This window comes from Cyanobium sp. Morenito 9A2 (assembly GCF_024345575.1).
Lineage (GTDB): Bacteria > Cyanobacteriota > Cyanobacteriia > PCC-6307 > Cyanobiaceae > ATX-6F1.
Genome location: NZ_JAGQBJ010000004.1, coordinates 25,511 through 41,371, shown reverse-complemented (window position 1 = coordinate 41,371; position 15,861 = coordinate 25,511). Strand labels below are relative to the sequence as shown.

The 15,861-nt window shown below is 64.5% G+C and carries 19 protein-coding genes, 1 tRNA gene and 1 other RNA gene; 8 read left to right on the top strand and 13 right to left on the bottom strand.

All coding sequences use genetic code 11. From position 1 onward, the window contains the following. Window positions 1-2 precede the first annotated feature (2 nt). A complete protein-coding gene (locus tag KBY88_RS06895; protein ID WP_254939186.1) occupies window positions 3-1,028 on the top strand; it encodes an acetate/propionate family kinase in 1,026 nt (341 codons plus the stop codon). On the opposite strand, the gene KBY88_RS06890 is transcribed toward KBY88_RS06895, so the two are convergent. From KBY88_RS06890 to KBY88_RS06875, 4 genes are all read right to left on the bottom strand, one after another. Next, entirely contained in the window at window positions 1,025-1,501 is a 477-nt protein-coding gene (locus KBY88_RS06890; protein ID WP_254939185.1) for a DUF8661 family protein, read from the bottom strand. The two genes, KBY88_RS06895 and KBY88_RS06890, sit on opposite strands and share 4 nt — an antisense overlap. 55 nt (window positions 1,502-1,556) lie before the next feature. Then, a complete protein-coding gene (locus tag KBY88_RS06885) occupies window positions 1,557-1,880 on the bottom strand; it encodes a DUF8670 family protein (protein WP_254939184.1) in 324 nt (107 codons plus the stop codon). 97 nt (window positions 1,881-1,977) lie between these two features. Then, a complete protein-coding gene (locus tag KBY88_RS06880) occupies window positions 1,978-2,229 on the bottom strand; it encodes a hypothetical protein (RefSeq protein WP_254939183.1) in 252 nt (83 codons plus the stop codon). Window positions 2,230-2,293: 64 nt separating this feature from the next. Continuing rightward, window positions 2,294-2,367, bottom strand: a tRNA-Arg gene (locus KBY88_RS06875). A 60-nt stretch (window positions 2,368-2,427) separates the two neighbouring features. Between KBY88_RS06875 and rnpB the strand changes: the two genes are divergently transcribed. Then, window positions 2,428-2,809: RNase P RNA component class A (rnpB, locus tag KBY88_RS06870), an RNA gene on the top strand. A 44-nt stretch (window positions 2,810-2,853) separates the two neighbouring features. Then, a complete protein-coding gene (gene rnc / locus KBY88_RS06865) occupies window positions 2,854-3,567 on the top strand; it encodes a ribonuclease III (protein WP_254939182.1) in 714 nt (237 codons plus the stop codon). 25 nt (window positions 3,568-3,592) lie between these two features. On the opposite strand, the gene KBY88_RS06860 is transcribed toward rnc, so the two are convergent. Continuing rightward, window positions 3,593-3,769 (bottom strand): NAD(P)H dehydrogenase subunit NdhS, encoded by a 177-nt coding sequence (locus KBY88_RS06860; RefSeq protein ID WP_254939181.1) that lies wholly within the window; start codon window positions 3,767-3,769, stop codon window positions 3,593-3,595. 53 nt (window positions 3,770-3,822) lie between these two features. Between KBY88_RS06860 and rimM the strand changes: the two genes are divergently transcribed. Further along, window positions 3,823-4,371, top strand: coding sequence for a ribosome maturation factor RimM (gene rimM / locus KBY88_RS06855; RefSeq protein WP_254939343.1), 549 nt, complete (start codon window positions 3,823-3,825; stop codon window positions 4,369-4,371). 40 nt (window positions 4,372-4,411) lie between these two features. Beyond that, on the top strand, window positions 4,412-5,872 hold the full coding sequence (locus KBY88_RS06850; RefSeq protein WP_254939180.1) for a mannose-1-phosphate guanylyltransferase/mannose-6-phosphate isomerase: 1,461 nt from the start codon (window positions 4,412-4,414) through the stop codon (window positions 5,870-5,872). A 126-nt stretch (window positions 5,873-5,998) separates the two neighbouring features. On the opposite strand, the gene glmS is transcribed toward KBY88_RS06850, so the two are convergent. Together glmS and psaC are read right to left on the bottom strand one after the other, a co-directional pair. Continuing rightward, the gene (gene glmS / locus KBY88_RS06845) at window positions 5,999-7,903 is read right to left on the bottom strand and encodes a glutamine--fructose-6-phosphate transaminase (isomerizing) (protein ID WP_254939179.1); all 1,905 of its coding nucleotides are present in this window, start codon (window positions 7,901-7,903) and stop codon (window positions 5,999-6,001) included. Window positions 7,904-7,997: 94 nt separating this feature from the next. Next, window positions 7,998-8,243 (bottom strand): photosystem I iron-sulfur center protein PsaC, encoded by a 246-nt coding sequence (gene psaC, locus KBY88_RS06840; protein ID WP_254939178.1) that lies wholly within the window; start codon window positions 8,241-8,243, stop codon window positions 7,998-8,000. Between the two features lie 145 nt (window positions 8,244-8,388). Between psaC and acpP the strand changes: the two genes are divergently transcribed. From acpP to tkt, 3 genes are read left to right on the top strand one after another with little or no spacing between them, the layout of a single operon-like run. After that, complete coding sequence (gene acpP / locus KBY88_RS06835) at window positions 8,389-8,631, top strand: acyl carrier protein (RefSeq protein WP_254939177.1); 243 nt, start codon at window positions 8,389-8,391, stop codon at window positions 8,629-8,631. A gap of 8 nt (window positions 8,632-8,639) precedes the next feature. Next, complete coding sequence (gene fabF / locus KBY88_RS06830; RefSeq protein WP_254939176.1) at window positions 8,640-9,887, top strand: beta-ketoacyl-ACP synthase II; 1,248 nt, start codon at window positions 8,640-8,642, stop codon at window positions 9,885-9,887. A 53-nt stretch (window positions 9,888-9,940) separates the two neighbouring features. Continuing rightward, the gene (tkt, locus tag KBY88_RS06825; protein ID WP_254939175.1) at window positions 9,941-11,950 is read left to right on the top strand and encodes a transketolase; all 2,010 of its coding nucleotides are present in this window, start codon (window positions 9,941-9,943) and stop codon (window positions 11,948-11,950) included. A 213-nt stretch (window positions 11,951-12,163) separates the two neighbouring features. On the opposite strand, the gene KBY88_RS16260 is transcribed toward tkt, so the two are convergent. From KBY88_RS16260 to thiC, 6 genes are all read right to left on the bottom strand, one after another. Next, window positions 12,164-12,304, bottom strand: coding sequence for an LOTUS domain-containing protein (locus KBY88_RS16260; protein WP_396102764.1), 141 nt, complete (start codon window positions 12,302-12,304; stop codon window positions 12,164-12,166). A gap of 36 nt (window positions 12,305-12,340) precedes the next feature. Further along, window positions 12,341-12,814 (bottom strand): NYN domain-containing protein, encoded by a 474-nt coding sequence (locus KBY88_RS06820; protein WP_254939174.1) that lies wholly within the window; start codon window positions 12,812-12,814, stop codon window positions 12,341-12,343. Then, a complete protein-coding gene (locus KBY88_RS06815; RefSeq protein WP_254939173.1) occupies window positions 12,811-12,954 on the bottom strand; it encodes a PIN domain-containing protein in 144 nt (47 codons plus the stop codon). The genes KBY88_RS06820 and KBY88_RS06815 overlap by 4 nt, the downstream gene beginning before the upstream one ends. Window positions 12,955-13,042: 88 nt before the next feature. Beyond that, window positions 13,043-13,303, bottom strand: coding sequence for a DUF2442 domain-containing protein (locus KBY88_RS06810; protein ID WP_254939172.1), 261 nt, complete (start codon window positions 13,301-13,303; stop codon window positions 13,043-13,045). Continuing rightward, window positions 13,296-13,529 carry a DUF4160 domain-containing protein gene (locus KBY88_RS06805; RefSeq protein ID WP_254939171.1) on the bottom strand — a complete coding sequence of 78 codons (234 nt, stop codon included), beginning with the start codon at window positions 13,527-13,529 and terminating at the stop codon, window positions 13,296-13,298. Before KBY88_RS06805 ends, KBY88_RS06810 begins: the two co-directional genes overlap by 8 nt. A 940-nt stretch (window positions 13,530-14,469) precedes the next feature. Next, complete coding sequence (gene thiC, locus KBY88_RS06800) at window positions 14,470-15,855, bottom strand: phosphomethylpyrimidine synthase ThiC (protein ID WP_254939170.1); 1,386 nt, start codon at window positions 15,853-15,855, stop codon at window positions 14,470-14,472. Window positions 15,856-15,861 lie beyond the last annotated feature (6 nt).

Below are 15,861 nucleotides of genomic sequence, written 5' to 3'. Positions count from 1 at the left end.
CCATGCTCCCTGCTCTGGTGGTGAATCTGGGCAGCTCCAGCCTCAAGGCCGCGGTCATTGACCGCGCCGGAGTGCGGCTGTGGCAGGGCCAGGGTCCCGGTGGGGGCGAAGCAGCGCCGTGGCTGGCCGAGCAGCTTGAGCCCTGGCGCGGCCAGCTGGCCCTGGCGGCCCACCGGGTGGTGCATGGGGGGGAACACTTCAGCGCCCCTGCCCGAATCACCCCGGAGCTGGTGCAGGCCCTGGAGGCGCTGGTGCCCCTGGCCCCACTCCACAACGGCCCCGCCCTGGCACTGATCCGCGCCCTGATCGCTTGGGATCCGGCCCTGAGCCCGTGGGCCTGTTTCGATACGGCCTTCCACCACCACCTCCCCGAAGCCGCCTTCACCTATGCCCTGCCAGCGAGCTGGCGAGCCCGGGGGTTGCGGCGCTTCGGCTTCCACGGCCTCAACCACCAGCACGTGAGCGAAACGGTGGCCGACCGGTTGGGCCACCCCGGCCAACTGCGTCTGATCAGCTGCCATCTGGGGGCCGGCTGCTCCCTCGCGGCGATTCAAGAAGGCCGCAGCATCGACACCACCATGGGCTACACCCCCCTGGAGGGGTTGGTGATGGCCAGCCGCAGCGGCTCGGTGGACCCGGGGCTGCTGCTGCACCTGATGCGCGAGGGCCTGCCAGTGGATCACATCGACCATGCCCTTACCCGTGAGAGTGGCCTGCTGGGTCTCTCCGAGCTGAGCGGCGACTGGGCCGAGCTGCGCCAGGCCGCGGCCACCCATCACCGGGGGGCTCAGCTGGCCCTGGAGGTGTTCCAGCATCGCCTGCTGGCGGGGATCGGGGCCATGGCCGCCAGCCTCAACGGTGTCGACGCCATTGCCCTGAGCGGCGGAATCGGGGCCAACGACCGCCTGTTGGAAGAGGAGCTCAAGGAGCGATTGGGCTGGCTCGGGCCCCTCCACTGGTTCCGAATCCCGGCGGATGAAGAAGGTCTGATGGCCCGCCAATGCCTTGCGCTGGCGGCTGCGGCCTAGGCGCGATGATCGGGCAGGTCGGGGGTTTGGTGCAACAGGCGGTTGAGCCGCAGGCGATCGGCGTTGAGGGGGTCGGGGGCCAACTCACCCGCCAACTCCTTGAATTTCTGCTCCACTTCCTCAGGCACGCGCACGTCGAAGATGCGCTCCATCAAGGCTTCGATCGAGAACAGGTGGGCATTGATGTTCTCCAGATCGCCGATCGCCTGCTGCATGGCATCGCTCTCGGGCTCAGGGGCGTCAGGCGCTCCTTTGGCCCCCGCCGCCATGGGGGGGGCCAAAGGCGGGGCCTCGGTGTCTCCGTGGAGTTTCTGCAGGTCTTCGAGCACCCGCCCCGCCAGGGTGCGAAACGATTGCAGCGCAGCCCAATTGATCTCCTGCTGCTGGCGCAGGGTGGGGTTTTCGCGGATCAATCGGTCGTGTTCCCGATAGAAACGCTGGCAGTCAGGGCATTGGCAGGGCTCTTCGGGCACCGCACTCCCTTTGGTTCTCAGATTCCATCATGGCATTGCCGGCTCCTGTCTTCGTTCAGGCCGTCATCGAGCCGTCGTCATGCTCGGGATCGTCGTCACAACCGCACACGACAGGCAGGGGAATTTCAATCGAACTGACCACACCGATCACATCGCGCAGGCGCATGGAATCGGCGAACCAGCCCATGGCCTGCTCCACGTCACCGCGCTTCTCGGCGTCGCTGGCCTGGTCCTCATGGGCCTCGGCCAGCAGAGCCAGCCAGCAGAGGCAGCGGGCCTGGACCACGGAGAGGTCAAGGTCGGCGCCTTGGTTGGCGGCGATGCGCTCACTCTCCTGTTGGACCAGCAGCCTCAGGCGCAGATCGTGCAGCTGGGTCATCGGAGAACGCCGACTGCGGCCACGCTAGCGGCAGTGGCGCCAATTGGTAGACCACCACACGTAGCGTATGCTACCTCCTCCAGAGTGTCCGGTTGGTTCAGTTGGCGGAGTAGGCGATGCCAGCCCGCACCTGAACAATGGCCTGGGCCACAAGAGCGAGGGCACGATCGCGGTGCCCTCCTTTGTTGGGAGCGGCCGCTTGCAAGGAGGCCTGGGCGTTGAGCAGGGATCCCAAGGCGTTCTGCATGTTCGGCTGCTGGGCCATGGCGATGCCGGCAGAAACCACCAAACCAGCCGTGAAGGCGCTGGCCGAGGCCAAGACCAGCGGGAGGTGAAGGCGGAGTCCCATGGCTCCAGTGCGGCAACGGGCCAACGCTAGCGGCACGATTGCATCCCTCCAAGGGGGCGGCCGACGGGGCTGGCGGGACTCGAACCCACGACCTACGGTTTAGGAAACCGTCGCTCTATCCGGCTGAGCTACAGCCCCCAGGATGGTCATTATGGGATCCCTCTGCCGGGCGGCCACCCGTGGGCATGATGGACCCCGAAAGCAGGCGAGGTGGTCGCAATCGGGGGATGTCCCCCGGTTGAGGAAAGTCCGGGCTCCCCAATGGCCAGGCTTGCTGGGTAACGCCCAGTGCGGGTGACCGTGAGGAGAGTGCCACAGAAACACACCGCCGATGACCCGGGCTTGCCCGAGGCACAGGCAAGGGTGCAAAGGTGCGGTAAGAGCGCACCAGCAGCATCGAGAGGTGCTGGCTCGGTAAACCCCGGCTGGGAGCAAGGCCCAGGGACAACGGTTGGCCATGACACCCGTCCCGCCCTAAGTGCGCCGCTCGAGGCCGTTGGTAACAACGGTCCCAGATAGATGACCGCCCCGGATCGCCTGGCGATCTGGAACAGAACCCGGCTTACGTCCTGCTTTCACCCCCTTCCACAGCCCCCGTTGGCGGCCCTGGCCCCACCCGCTGCCATGCCGATCCCGAACGAACGCCGTCAGCAACTGGTCGCCTTTCTGGCCTCCCTGGGGCTGGAGGAAGCCCCCGATCTGGCCCCGATCGATGAGGCCCTGACCCACACCTCGGCCAGCCGCTCCCGGAACCATGAGCGCCTGGAGTTTCTTGGCGATGCGGTCCTCCGCCTGGCGGCGGCGGAACACCTCCAGCACCAGCACCCCCAACTCGGTGTAGGGGCCTGCTCGGCCCTGCGCGCGCAGCTGGTGAGCGATCGGGCTTTGGCCGAACTCGGGGCCGCCTGCGGAATCGATGCGGTGCTGCTGCAGGCGGAGGCCACCCGGCTGGATCCGCTCGCCGCCCCCACGGTGCGAGCCGAATGCACCGAAGCCTTGATCGGTGGCCTCTACGAAGCCTGGGGGAACCTGCTGCCCATCCACCGCTGGTTGTCCCCCCACTGGCAGCGGGCCACCGCCGAACTGCTGGCGGATCCCCACCGCCACAACTGGAAACAGGCTCTCCAGGAGTGGAGCCAAGGCAAGGGGCTGGGGCTGCCGAGCTATGCCCTGGAGGAACGCCACCGCAGCCACGGCCACCCGGAGCGCTTCCACAGCAGGGTGGAGCTGGCGGGAAAGCCCTTGGGCGAGGGTTCAGGCCGCTCCCGGCGGGAGGCCGAGCAACGGGCGGCCCGCCGGGCCTTGGAGGCACTGGAGGCCCAGCTGCCCTCGGACTGAGGGGTGGGTCTGAGGCCCAGGGCCCTCAGCGCTTCTCAAGGTGTTTGAGCGGCAGGGTCACCAGCTTGTCCCAGTTGCCACCCTCGAACAGCACCGCCGCCCGCACATCACTGATCCGCTGCACAAAGCCCCGGTAGCCGTCGTAGATCGAGGTCACATCGCGCACCACCACGGTGGAGCCCGGCAGGATCGATTCGGCCATGGGATCAGTCCGTCGTGCAGCCATTATCAGCTCCGGCGCTGGCAACCGACGCGATGGAAATGGACGAGTGGCTGATGGTGGGCAAGCTGGTGGCGGCCCAAGGCCTGCGTGGGGAGCTGCGCGTGGTGCCCCGCAGCGATTTTCCTGAACGCTTCACCGTGCCCGGCCCCCGCTGGCTGAGGCTGAAAGAGGAGGAACCGCGCCCGGTGGAACTCCTTGCCGGGCGCCAACTGCCCGGCAAGGAGTTGTTCGTCGTGCGTCTGACGGGCATCGACAGCCGCGAAGCGGCCGAAGCCCTGGTGGGACAGGCGCTGCTGGTGCGCGCCGATGACCGCCCGGAACTGGAGGAAGGGGAGTTCCACCTGATGGACCTGGTGGGGCTGGAGGTGCGCCTCGAGGCCGACGGCCGCACGATCGGCACCGTGGTGGATCTGCTGTCGGCCGGCAATGACCTGCTGGAGGTGGAACTCAGGCCCGACGGCCCCCGAGGGGGCCAGGGGCGCAAGGTGCTGGTGCCGTTCGTCGAGGCGATCGTGCCGACCGTGAACCTTTCCGAGGGCTGGCTGGGCCTGACGCCGCCGCCGGGGTTGTTGGATCCATGAGGAGACCCATAGCATCGACGCCGTAGCCCGACTCGATCCCATGAGCTCCTCGGCCAGCCGACCCATTGCCCTGGTGCCGGTGATCCTCTGCGGGGGCACCGGCACCCGGCTCTGGCCCCTGTCGCGGGCCAGTTACCCCAAGCAGTACTGGCCCCTGTCCGGCCAGGGAGAGGAGACGTTGCTGCAACAGACCCAGCAGCGGCTGGAGGGGCTGCCCGGCCTCGCCCCACCGCTGTTGATCTGCAACGAGGACCACCGCTTCATTGTTGCCGAGCAGATGCGCCAGATCGGCATTGAGCCAGCGGCGATCCTGTTGGAGCCCCTCGGGCGCAACACCGCGCCGGCCGTGGCGGTGGCGGCCCTCAAGGCCACGACCCGAGGAGAGGACCCCCTGCTGCTGGTGCTGGCCGCCGACCATGTGATCCGCGAAGCCGACCACTTCCGCGCCACGGTCAGCGCTGGCATCGCCGCCGCCGAAGCCGGTGCCCTGGTCACCTTCGGCATCGTGCCGAGCTCAGCGGAAACGGGTTACGGCTACATCGAGGCGACCGAGGGGCTGGGGGCCGCGCCTGTGCCGATCGCCCGTTTCGTCGAAAAACCCGACCAAGCCACCGCTGAGCAGTTCCTCTCCAGTGGTCGCTTCACCTGGAACAGCGGCATGTTCCTGTTCCGCGCCAGCACGGTGCTCTCGGAACTGGAGCGCTGGGCTCCTGAGGTGGTGAGCGCCTGCCGCTCCGCCCTCGACCATGACAGCAGCGATCTGGAGTTCCTGCGGCTGGAGCGGGAGGCCTTCGCCAATTGCCCCAACATCGCCTTCGACGTGGCAGTGATGGAGAAGACCGAACGCGGATCGGTGCTGGCCCTGGAAGCCGGCTGGAGTGATGTGGGCAGTTGGGGCGCCCTGTGGGAAACGGGCGAACAAGACGGCGCCGGCAACGTGCTGCGGGGCCGGGTGATCAGCGAGGGGGCGCGGAATTGCTACCTGCGCAGTGAGCACCGCCTGGTGGTGGGGCTTGGGGTGGAGGATCTGGTGGTGATTGAAACCGATGACGCCGTGCTGGTGGCCCACCGCGACCGGGCCCAGGACGTCAAGACGATCGTGAACCGGCTGGCGGCCGATGGCAGTTCCGAAGGCAAGGCCCACCGCCGCATCTACCGCCCCTGGGGCCACTACGACGGCGTGGTGGAAGGCGAGCGCTGGCAGGTCAAGAAGATCCAGGTCAAGCCCGGGGCCTGCCTGTCCCTGCAGATGCACCACCACCGGGCCGAACACTGGGTGGTGGTCAAGGGCACGGCCGTTGTCGAAAAAGATGGTGTCGAGGAGCTGGTGGGCGAAAACCAGAGCACCTACATCCCCCTCGGCGCCAGGCACCGACTCTCCAATCCCGGCAAGATCCCGGTGGAGCTGATCGAAGTTCAGAGCGGCCCCTACCTGGGCGAAGACGACATCGTCCGCTTCGAAGACCGCTATGGCCGCAGCGACCCCCTGCTGGTGCCATAACCCAGCGCCCGTGCGGTCAAGGGTGCAAAGGGCAGGGCCGCCCCAAGCGTCCCCCATGGCCCAGCGAACCCAGTGCTTCACGAGCCCTTGAGCCGGGTCCCGGTCTGCGCAGGCCGGGACCCCAGTTCACTCCACCGTGACACTCTTCGCCAGATTTCGTGGTTGATCCACGTCCAGGCCCCTGTGGGCAGCGATGTGATAGCTGAGCAGCTGCATGGGAATCACCGTCAGCAAGGGCGAGATCAGTTCATCGACCACCGGTACCGGCAGCAACAGGTCGAACAGTTCGGTGTCGGGGCCTTCGGGGGCCACGCCGATCAACTGGGCATCGCGGGCCTTGGCCTCCTGGGCGTTGGAGAGCACCTTGTCAAACACCAATCCCGGCACGGCAATTGACACCACGGGCACCCGTGCATCAAGCAGGGCGATCGGGCCGTGCTTCATCTCGCCGGCGGGATAGCCCTCAGCGTGGATGTAGCTGATCTCCTTCAGCTTGAGGGCCCCCTCAAGGGCGATCGGATAGTTGATCCCCCGTCCCAGGAAGATCACATCGTGGGTCTCAGCGAACAGGTGGGCCAGCTCGGCGCAACGGTTGTCGTGGTCGTCGATCAGGGTCTGCAGTTGGGCGGGGATGCCCCTCAGGGCCCGCACCAGCTGTTGAAGCTCTCCAGGGGCGTGGCCGCGTCGTTCGGCAAAGGCGATGGCCAGGCCGTAGAAGGCCAGCAACTGGCCCAGGAAAGTCTTCGTGGCGGCCACCCCCACCTCAATGCCGGCGCCAATGTCGAGGATGTGGGGTACCAGGCGGCCCAGGGAGCTTTCCGGCCGGTTGGTGACACCCAACAGCCGAGGGGCATACCTGGGATCCGCCACCAGTTCCCGCCGCCCCTGCTCCATCACCAGGGCCGCCAGGGTGTCAGCCGTCTCCCCCGACTGGGTGACACCAATGGTGAGGGTATGGGGGGCCAGGGGCGGCGGGGCATAGCGGAACTCACTGGCGTGAAAAACGGAAGTTGGCAGGCCGGAGAGCTGCTCCAGCAGGTAAGCCCCCACCAGGGCAGCATGGCGGCTGGTGCCGCAGGCCAGGATCTGGATGCGCTCGACCCCGGAGAACACCGACTCATCGAGCGGCAGGGCCACCAGCGGCGCCGCACCGGCCACAGTCCGCTCAGCCTCCCCCGGCTCGGGCAGGTGGCGGGCCACCCAAAGGGCCGCCGTTTCCGATTGCTCGTGGATCTCCTTGAGCATGAAGTGACGGAAGCTGCGCTTGTCCGCCACGTGCTCCGTGCCACTGAGCAGGGTGGGGGTGCGTTGCTGTCGCTCGCCGGAGCCGTCGTAGAGCTCGATTCCCAGGGGGGTGAGCAGGGCCACCTCGCCGTCTTCCAGGGGCAGGATTGTGCGCGTGAAACCAGCCAGGGCCGGGGTGTCGCTGGCGCAGAGGAACTCCCCTTCCCCCAGGCCGATCAAAAGCGGCGCCTGTCGCCGCGCCACCACCAGAGCGCCGGGAGTCTCCGCCCAGACCACCGCCAGGGCATAGGCCCCGTGCAGACGGGGAAGCACACGCTGGAGACCCTCCAGCAACAGCTGACCGCTGGCGGGCCGGCCGCTCTGGCGCAAGGTCGCCAGTTCACGGGCCAACAGGTGGGGGATCACCTCGGTATCGGTCTCCGAGCGGAACAGCACCCCTTCCGCCTGCAACTCCTGGCGCAGGCTGCGGAAGTTCTCGATGATGCCGTTCTGCACCACCGCCACCCGGCCGGAGCCATCGAGGTGGGGATGGGCGTTGCGCTCCTCCGGCTTGCCGTGGGTGGCCCAGCGGGTGTGGCCGATGCCGCAGAGCCCCCGGGCCCCCTGCACCTCGTAGCGCTGGGTCAGATTCACTAGCTTGCCCTCAGCGCGCAGGCAGGTGAGTTGACCGCCGGTCACGGTGGCCAGGCCGGCAGAGTCGTATCCCCGGTACTCAAGTTGACGCAGCCCCTCCAGGAGCAGAGGGGCCGCCTCGCGGGAGCCAATCACCGCGACGATGCCGCACATGGAGGGAAGGGCTGAGTGGGCTCGTTTCTAGTGGATTGCCAAGCAGAAAAAAAGCCCGACCGAGGCCGGGCATGGTTCCTGAGGGGAAGGCCGATCAGTAGGCCAGTCCCATGCTGCGGCTGGTTTCGTCGCCGAGATAAACGCGGATGCTGAGGAAGTCGGTGGGGCAAGCGGTTTCGCAGCGCTTGCAACCGACGCAGTCTTCGGTGCGGGGCGAGGAGGCGATCTGGGCGGCCTTGCAGCCATCCCACGGAACCATCTCGAGTACGTCGAGAGGGCAGGCGCGCACACACTGGGTGCAGCCAATGCAGGTGTCGTAGATCTTGACGGAATGGGACATGCCCGGCCGGAAGCAAACGGCGTGGTGCCCAAAGTACCCATCCCGGAGGGGAGCCAGACCGGGCGCCCACCACCCCGTCACCCTTGTTCATAAGCCAGGGGGCTGTCCGGGCGACCCGTAGGATGCGGCCTCCCACACAGCGGTCATGTCCCAGGAAGCGATCTACGAGAAAGTCCGCTCGATCGTTGCCGAGCAGCTCAGCGTTGATGCCGCTGAGGTCAAGCCCGAATCCAATTTTCAGAACGATCTGGGCGCCGACTCCCTCGACACCGTTGAACTGGTGATGGCCCTGGAAGAGGCCTTCGACATCGAGATCCCGGATGAGGCCGCCGAAGGCATCACCACCGTTGGTGACGCCGTCAAGTACATCCAGGACAAGCAGGCCTGAGGATCCGGATGGTGGAGGGTCTCCGCCGCGTCGTTGTCACAGGACTGGGCGCGGTCACACCGATCGGCAATGACGTCACTTCCTATTGGGAGGGTCTGAGCACTGGTCGCAACGGGGTGGCGCCGATCACCCTCTTTGATGCTTCACATCATGCCTGTCGTTTCGCGGCGGAAGTCAAAGACTTCGATCCCACCGGCTTCATCGAGCCCAAGGAGGCCAAGCGTTGGGACCGCTTCTCCAAGTTCGGTGTGGTGGCGGCCAAGCAGGCGGTAGTCCATGCCGGCTTGGCCATCGACCCTGCCAACCAGCACCGGATCGGTGTGGCGATCGGGTCAGGGGTCGGCGGCCTTCTGATGATGGAAAGCCAGGCCCATGTGCTCGCCGAGCGCGGCCCTGATCGGGTCAGCCCGTTTTGCGTGCCGATGATGATCCCCAACATGGCCACGGGATTGGCGGCGATCGCCTTGGGGGCCAGGGGTCCCAGCAGTGCCGTCGCTACCGCCTGTGCCGCCGGATCCAACGCCATCGGTGATGCCTTTCGCTTGATTCAGCTCGGTCTGGCTGACGCCATGGTCTGCGGTGGCGCCGAATCGGCGATCACGCCCCTGGGGGTGGCGGGCTTCGCCAGCGCCAAAGCCCTCTCGTTTCGCAACGACGACCCGGCCACGGCCAGCCGGCCCTTCGATGCCGAGCGCAACGGCTTCGTAATCGGCGAGGGCGCTGGCCTGCTGGTGCTTGAAAGCCTGGAGCACGCCGAGGCCCGCGGCGCCGAGATCCTGGCGGAGGTGGTGGGTTACGGCATGACCTGTGACGCCTACCACTACACGCTGCCCTCACCTGGCGGAGTCGGCGCCGCCGAGGCGATTCGGCTGGCCCTGGCCGATGCCAAGATCGATCCAACCGACGTGGACTACATCAACGCCCACGGCACCAGCACCCAGGCCAACGACAGCAACGAAACCGCCGCCATCAAAACGGTCCTCGGCGACCATGCGTTCCAGATCCCGGTGAGCTCGACCAAATCGATGACCGGACATCTGCTCGGTGGCAGCGGCGGCATCGAGGCCGTGGCCTCCGTGCTGGCGATTGTCCATGGCCTCATACCGCCTACGATCAATTATCAAAACCCTGATCCTGCCTGTGATCTGGATTACGTTCCCAACCAAGCCCGGGAACAGAAGCTGAACGTGGTGCTCTCGAACTCCTTCGGGTTTGGTGGTCACAACGTCTGTCTTGCCTTCCGTCGGATGGGGTGATTTCCTAGCCCCCCCCGGAACGCCCCACTCTCCTCACCCTTCCATCCACTCCCATGGTCGCCGCACCCCCCGTGTCCATCGACACCCTCTGCGTCAACAGCATTCGCTTCCTGGCGATCGACGCGATCAACAAGTCGAACTCGGGGCACCCCGGCCTCCCCATGGGCGCGGCGCCCATGGCCTACGCCCTCTGGGATCGCGTGCTGAAGCACAACCCCAAGAACCCCCTCTGGTTCAACCGGGACCGCTTCGTGCTCTCCGCCGGCCACGGCTGCATGCTGCTCTACGCGCTGCTGCACCTCACCGGCTACGACAGCGTTTCGATCGAAGACATCAAACAGTTCCGCCAGTGGGGATCGAAGACCCCCGGCCACCCGGAAACGTTTGAGACTCCCGGCGTCGAGGTGACCACCGGCCCCCTGGGCCAGGGCATCGCCAACGCCGTGGGCCTGGCGATCGCCGAAGCGCACCTGGCGGCCCAGTTCAACAGGCCCGGTCTGCCGCTGGTCGATCACTACACCTACGTCATCATGGGCGACGGTTGCCACCAGGAGGGGATCTCCGGTGAGGCCGCCTCCCTGGCGGGTCACCTGGGCCTGGGCAAGCTGATCGGCCTTTACGACGACAACCACATCACCATCGATGGAAACACCGAGGTTTCCTTCACCGAGGATGTGCTCAAGCGTTACGAGGCCTACGGCTGGCACGTGCAGCACGTGGCCGAGGGCAACACCGATGTGGACGCCATCAGTCGGGCGATCGAGGCGGCCAAGGCGGTCACCGACAGGCCCAGCCTGATCAAGGTCACCACCACCATCGGCTACGGCTCCCCCAACAAGGCCGACACCGCCGGCGTCCATGGGGCGGCCCTGGGCGTCGAGGAAGCGGCCCTCACCCGGGCGGCCCTGGAGTGGACCTACGGCGACTTCGAGGTGCCCCAGGCGTCCTACGACCACTGGCGCCAGGCGATCAAGCGCGGCGCGGCCCTGGAATCGGCCTGGAACGACACCCTGGCCTCCTACCGCTCCGCCTACCCCGCTGAAGCCGCTGAATTCGAGCGCCGGCTGCGGGGCGAGCTGCCCAGCGGCTGGGAGCAGTCGCTCCCCAGCTTCACCCCCGCCGACAAGGGCCTGGCCACGCGCCAGTACTCCTACAACGTACTCAATGCGGTCGGCCCCAAGCTGCCCGAGCTGATCGGCGGCTCGGCAGACCTCACCCACTCCAACCTCACCGACATCAAGGGGGAGAAGAGTTTTCAGAAGGGCGCCGAGGCCAACCGCTACCTCCACTTCGGCGTGCGTGAGCACGCCATGGCAGCGATCCTCAATGGCCTCGCGTATCACGGCAGCGGCTTGATTCCCTACGGCGGCACCTTCCTGGTGTTCGCGGGCTACGCCCTGGGCGCCATCCGGCTCTCGGCCCTGAGCGAGCTGGGGGTGATCTACGTGTTCACCCACGACTCGATCGGCCTAGGCGAAGACGGTCCCACCCACCAGCCGGTGGAAACACTGGCGAATCTGCGCGCGATCCCCAATCTGCTGGTGATCCGCCCGGGCGATGGCAACGAAACCAGCGGCGCGTACCAGGTAGCCATCACCAATCGCAAGCGGCCCACGGTGCTGGCCCTCAGCCGCCAGGCGATGGCCAATCAGGCCAACTCCGCCGCCGAGAAGGTGGCCAGGGGCGGCTACATCCTCGAAGACAGCGACGGCACCCCCGAGTTGATCGTGATCGGTTCGGGCACTGAGCTTGAGCTCTGCACCAAGGCCGCCGCCCAGCTGCGGGCCGAGGGCAAAAATGTGCGCGTGGTGTCGATGCCCTGCGTGGAACTGTTCGAGGAGCAGGACGCCGCCTACCGCGAATCCGTGCTCCCCGCCGCCGTGCGCCAGCGCCTGGTGGTGGAAGCCTCCAGCTCCTTCGGCTGGCACAAGTACACCGGCTTCGACGGTGACACCGTCTCGATCGATCGTTTCGGTGCTTCGGCTCCGGGTGGTGTGTGCCTGGAGAAGTTCGGCTTCACGGTGGAGAACGTGGTGGCGAAGGCGAAGGCGATTCTGGGTTAGATCAATTCGTGATTGGGGCCGGGGCGTTTCTCGGCCTTCTCAGCCCCTCCCAGATGGGTGGGGCTTTTTGAAGGCGTGCAGAGGATCTTGAACTGAGAAGGCGTGGGCTCAGAAGGCATTGACGTATCAAACGGCCAAGATCGGCAGCAGCAGGAAGCTCTATGGTTGTCCCAGTCATCTTGAGTCCTGCCCTCTAGATCTTGATGTTAGACACTATTCTTTGCTCGCACATAGAGATTTTTTGATGACCTCCGGATCCAACTTTCTCGTCAGCCTGGAAGATATTTGGATGTCTCCCACTAGATCAGAGAGTTTCTTGAAGCCATCTATACGAGCATCAAAGTCTGGCTGAATTTTTTGAAGATAGCTGCCGAATGTGCCTAGATGCGACTAGCCAGTGCCTTCGAATGATTTGGCAAGGGCCTCCATCAAAAAGCCGGCCGAAATATCAAGAACGACTGTCGATCCAGCTGACTGTTTCAAGCCGGCTGCGACGGTAGGAGCGCAAGAGCTCTTTGGAGTGAGCGTCTTTGAAGCGGGTCGTAGAATCTCAGTGAAGATAAATTTATGGCAAGCATTCCATAATGCTTGCAGAGTCTTCTGCTCTCCAAATCCATACACCAACATGCCCTCTTCTCGCAGCCCAACAGCAAGCCCAGTGAAGTCACTATCGCTTGCGACTAGACAAAAACCATCAAGCCTTCGTGTATAAAGAAGGCCCATCGCATCAACATCATCGCACTGTCTTTCGCGTTCTTGCCAACGGTGTAAGCAAACTGTTGAATGTCTTTGATCGAGTGCTTGTAGAGGAACTTTTTCCAAGATCCACTTGCCACTGTTGCGAAGTCTCCGCAGATCCTTCATACGATTGCTTCCCCGAACAGTGCGACTTCCTCTAGAAGAGCTTCAATTACTGCTGGTTGCGCATTATCAGCATCAATCAAGACTACCAACCGTTTGCCCGGCTCCTCGGCGGAACTCTTGATTGGTGAGGGGGTGGTCATGTGTGTCGAACGCCCGCCATCACCTGGCCGCAGTGAGACTAAGAAATAGAACCCAACTTTCCGGTGGCGGCTCTGGTGCATGGCGTTGTTAGCTGGTCAGCGCCTTCACCTGCGGCGATGGTGCGCCACGAAGAAGGCCCTCCACACTGAGGTCCTCATCAACATCTGGCCAATGGATTCCAAAGCCAGCTCCAGCAATCTCCCAATTCTCCCGCTCCCGAGGGGTGGCATGTAAAAGCCGCGGATACCAAGCCAGAGGCGCAGAGATAGAGCGGCCGTCTGCGAGGTCAACAATTAACTTGTCCTCTGTGCAGGCAACATCTGTGACCCGCTCGCCAGGGTTAGCCATGAAACTCCTCCCATGCTTTCAACAGGATAGCTCTGTTCATGCTGACCAGCCGTTCAATCTCACGCAGCTCTCTGGCCCTAAAGTCAAGGCTTGAGGAAAGTGCCACTGGCGTGAGCCAAACTTTGCATGAAGCCTGATCTCGGTCAACATGAATATGAGGAGGCTCATATGGCTCGTGACTGTAGAAGTAGAACCGATACGGGCCGCTTCTGAGGATTGTCGGCATCCGTGATCGCCATCACCACTCAAAGGATAGCCAGCACGGGCTTCCTGTACAGCTAACGTGCCCCTGAGTGGCAGGCAGGAAGCTATCGCTATCGAGGCAGACTCGCCGGAGGCCTGTCCACTCTAGGGGCTTGTTCGAAGGTGTCGTTTCTCAACAGGCAGCGTCTGTGGACCTTTGCCTCGCCAGCAGAGCTCAGGCAATCACTGCTTCACTTCTCACACTGGCGCTCAAGTACAGGTCCATAGCCGAGACTACCTTGAGGATGGTGGAAAGGCTCGGGTAATGGTCTCCTGGCAATTCCTGATAGAGGTACTCCCTGGAAAGGCATGAGTCCTGGCCGCTTTGGTCATCACTTGTCGCCAGGCGATGTAGCCAAGGGCTGTCTCGCGACAAGAACCTTGCTCGTTGGCGCCAGCGGGCTTGAAGTCCCCAGGATTGCCAGAGAGTGAGGCGTCTGATCCTGGCATGAGCCATGGGTCAAGACATCAGATCACGCCAACCTCGTGCCAGTGGGAGAAAAGCTCTGCTTGACGGACTTCAACCCTGCCTCACCTGTAGCTGCCTGGCTACAGCAACGCAACGCTGCCTTGCTGGCTCCCATCAAAGACGACACATCCTTCGAACGCCGATTGGACTGGTCAGTGATGCAAATGAGCCAAGGCCATTCTGTCCGTAGAAGACCCAACCAAGGCACGAAGCATCGCATGAAACTACAGCGGTAACGTGGCCTTGAGCTGAAGGCTTTGACTAGTCAGCGTCTTAGGCGGAACTGCGTATCAACTGTTCCCCCTGGTACAGAAGATAGTCTGCTCTCGCCAGCGCTACTAGCCAAGCCCCCCATCCAGTGCCAACCCAACCGCCGGATGCCCCATGCCCCGAGGCAAGAAAAAGGCCCAGAAGTTCCTCCCCTGGGCCACTCATCAGCAAACAGCTTGGCTATTCACACCACCGCGGCTTCCTTCTCCTTGGCTTGTGCCTTGAGCACCTCTTCCAACCCGGCGATGTCCTCATCCGTAATCTTCGTCTGCATCGGGCAGTGCTTCGGCCCGCACATCGAGCAGAACTCTGCCTGCTTGTAGATGTCAGCCGGCAGGGTTTCGTCGTGGTACTCGCGGGCCCGTTCGGGATCGAGCGAGAGCTCGAACTGCTTGTTCCAGTCGAAGGCGTAGCGGGCGCGGCTGAGTTCGTCATCACGGTCGCGGGCCCCCGGACGGTGGCGGGCGATGTCGGCAGCGTGGGCGGCGATCTTGTAGGCGATCAGGCCCTCACGCACATCTTCGGCATTGGGCAGGCCCAGGTGTTCCTTGGGGGTGACGTAGCAGAGCATCGCCGTGCCGTGCCAGCCGGCCAAGGCCGCGCCGATGGCACTGGTGATGTGGTCGTAACCCGGGGCGATATCCGTGACCAGAGGTCCGAGCACGTAGAAGGGCGCCTCGCTGCACTCCTCCATCTGCTTTTTGACATTGAACTCGATCTGGTCCATCGGCACGTGTCCCGGACCCTCCACCATCACCTGCACGTCGTGCTTCCAGGCCCGACGGGTGAGTTCACCGAGGGTCTTGAGTTCCGCCAGCTGGGCGGCATCGGAAGCGTCGTGCTGACAGCCGGGGCGGAGGGAATCGCCCAGCGAGAAGCTGCAGTCGTAGCGCTTGAAGATCTCGCAAATGTCTTCGAAGCGCGTGAACAGCGGGTTCTGCTTGTGGTGGTAGAGCATCCACTGGGCCAGGATGCCGCCGCCGCGGCTCACGATCCCCGTGAGGCGTCCCTTCACCAGGGGCAGGTGCTCGATCAGCAGGCCCGCGTGGATGGTCTGGTAATCAACGCCCTGCTGGCAGTGCTTCTCGATGATGTGCAGGAAATCATCGGCGTCGAGCTTCTCTATCGAACCGTGTACGCTCTCGAGCGCCTGGTACACCGGCACCGTGCCGATCGGCACGGTGGAGGCGTTGATGATCGCCGTGCGCACCTCATCGAGGTTGACACCGCCGGTGGAGAGATCCATCACCGTGTCGGCGCCGTACTTCACGGCCAGCCTCAGCTTCGCCACCTCCTCGTCAAGATCCGACGCATTCGGTGAGGCGCCGATGTTGGCGTTCACCTTGCACCTGGAGGCGATGCCGATCGCCATCGGCTCCAGGTTGGGGTGATTGATATTGGCGGGGATGATCATCCGGCCCCGGGCCACCTCCTCCATCACCAGGCTCTCAGGCAGGTTTTCCCGCCGGGCCACGAAGACCATCTCCTCGGTGATCAGACCCTGGCGGGCGTAATGCATCTGGGACACGTTGGCCGTGCCGCGACGCTTCTCAATCCAGGTGCTGCGCATGATCCT